This is a genomic window from Leptotrichia trevisanii DSM 22070 (assembly GCF_000482505.1).
In the GTDB taxonomy this organism is placed as follows: domain Bacteria; phylum Fusobacteriota; class Fusobacteriia; order Fusobacteriales; family Leptotrichiaceae; genus Leptotrichia; species Leptotrichia trevisanii.
Genome location: NZ_AXVL01000078.1, coordinates 1 through 2,033, shown reverse-complemented (window position 1 = coordinate 2,033; position 2,033 = coordinate 1). Strand labels below are relative to the sequence as shown.

1 protein-coding gene is annotated in these 2,033 nt (G+C 22.8%); it reads right to left on the bottom strand.

Annotation, left to right across the window (positions count from 1 at the left end):
- Positions 1-280: 280 nt before the first annotated feature.
- Positions 281-1,237 (bottom strand): replication initiation protein, encoded by a 957-nt coding sequence (locus K324_RS0109540; RefSeq protein ID WP_036095536.1) that lies wholly within the window; start codon positions 1,235-1,237, stop codon positions 281-283.
- Positions 1,238-2,033 lie beyond the last annotated feature (796 nt).

The window sequence follows — 2,033 nt, the reverse complement described above, 5'->3', positions numbered from 1 at the left end:
AAATGTTAATTTTAGAATTATTAGAAGAAGGAAAAATAGAAATTATAAAAAAACAAAGCTATATTTTCAAATAATCGTTGTTGTAAAAGACAGCGATTATTTTTTCTCTCATTTTCATACATTTTAAATAATTAATACAAAAAACTTTAATTATACCAAATTCACCCATATATTCCCTACAAGCTAAAATTTTCATTTAAGGCATAGTTTTATACCAAAAATTGATTTTTTGAGCTGTATGGATATTATATGGGCTTTTTAAATGATATTTTTTAATAATTCAGATGGCATATTTCTTAAACCAGTTCTCAAAATGATTAAAATTATTAAATTTAAAATATTGTATGTGTCCATCATCCACATTTTTCAATGTCACAATTAGTTGTTCTTTGGACTCTTTAAAATTAATAATGCTTAAATAGTTGTACCTGTCAAATATTTTGTCAAAAATTTTAATTTTTCTATTTATATAAGCGTTTGCTTGTGCATAGTCAAATGTTTTTAAATTATTTTCAAAAAGAATTTTAGCTAAATCTTTGTCTTCATCTGCTTTCTGCTTCTTACTAGATTTTTTAAACCTAAATTCAAACCCAGATACTCGGCTTCTTCCACGTCCTGCTCCTTTTTTATATTTTTTGATTATCTTCAGGTTATAGTTCTCTCCTATTTCATTCATTATAGGCTTAAAAACTTTTTTATCAATTGTATCAATTTTGTAGTTTAAAGGAATGTCCATAAGATATTTAAATTCTTCAATATCAACAATCCAAATTCCAGTATATCGGAATTGCTTCATTCTTCGATAAAATTCTTTTGTATAGGTTGATTTAAAATTTACAAACTCATCTAATTCAAATCTTGTAAAATTGGAAGTTAATTCATTTAAAATATATTTAAATTCTTCATTTATCCCAATAGTTATTATTTGCTTTTCTACATTAATCGTGTACTTTGTAAATAAAACAAATCTAGTCCATTCAATATCATCTCCTATCCTGATATGACATTCTAAAAGTTTTGAATACGACTTATCCAATGTATTTACAAAAGATTTTATATCATCATAAGGAAATTTTATCAAATACTTCAAATATCGAAAATCAAATTCAATATGCTTTAGCCCCTGCTCCCTAATTCTGCTACAAATTGCCATCAACAAATTAATTTCTGTCGAATTAAATTTTCTTAGTGCAACAGTATTCATATCATTATTAAATTTCACAACTTCATTAGCCATAAATATCTCCTTTTCGTCTTTTTTTATATTATATCTCCAAAAACAAAATATTTCAAGTACTAGTACTTTTAAATTGTAATTTTTTATTACTTTAGTACTTTTTAAATATTATTTTGGTACTTCTTATTTATTGTTTTAGTACTTTTTATTCATAAATTTTATATTATTTTGGTACTGTTTATTATTGTTTTGGTACTTTTTAATAGTATTCAAACCTAGTATTTATAAGAGTTATAGAGTACCTAAAAGATATAAAAAAGGTATAAATATAAAAATGGTATAATAAAAGGAAACTAAAAATTGAAATTTTTTTTAGACTTAATAAATTTTCTCCCTTTTTGCCCCTTTTATTTTCCCAAAAAGACCTTTTTAATCACAAAAATTAATTTTTTCAATAATAGAAAATCCAGTATTTATCATAGTTAGAAGCATATCAATTTTTTCAAAAAATTTCCCTAAAAGTATATGTATAGTTAAAAGAATATATAAAAGAGGTATAAATAAAAGGGAATAAAATTCTTGATTTTTCAAACTTAAATAAAATTTGTTTAGTTAAATAAAAATTAAAATAATATAATTTTCTGAAAAAACTCATTTATTTATTTAAAATTAGTATTTACATTTGTATATAATTAATGTTAAAATATATAATTAATGTTAAAATAATAAAAAATAAAATAAATCTTTAATGAACTTTCTAATATGAAACTTGGGATGGCAGAAGATTATCCGAAGCTGAAGTTCTGAATGGATGGATAGTCAATGAGCCTGACTTTCAACATAGAAGCAGGGACAG

Coding starts and splice junctions, on each gene's coding strand:
- K324_RS0109540 (WP_036095536.1), bottom strand. CDS start 1,237: ATGGCTAATGAAGTTGTGAAATTTAATAATGATATGAATACTGTTGCA.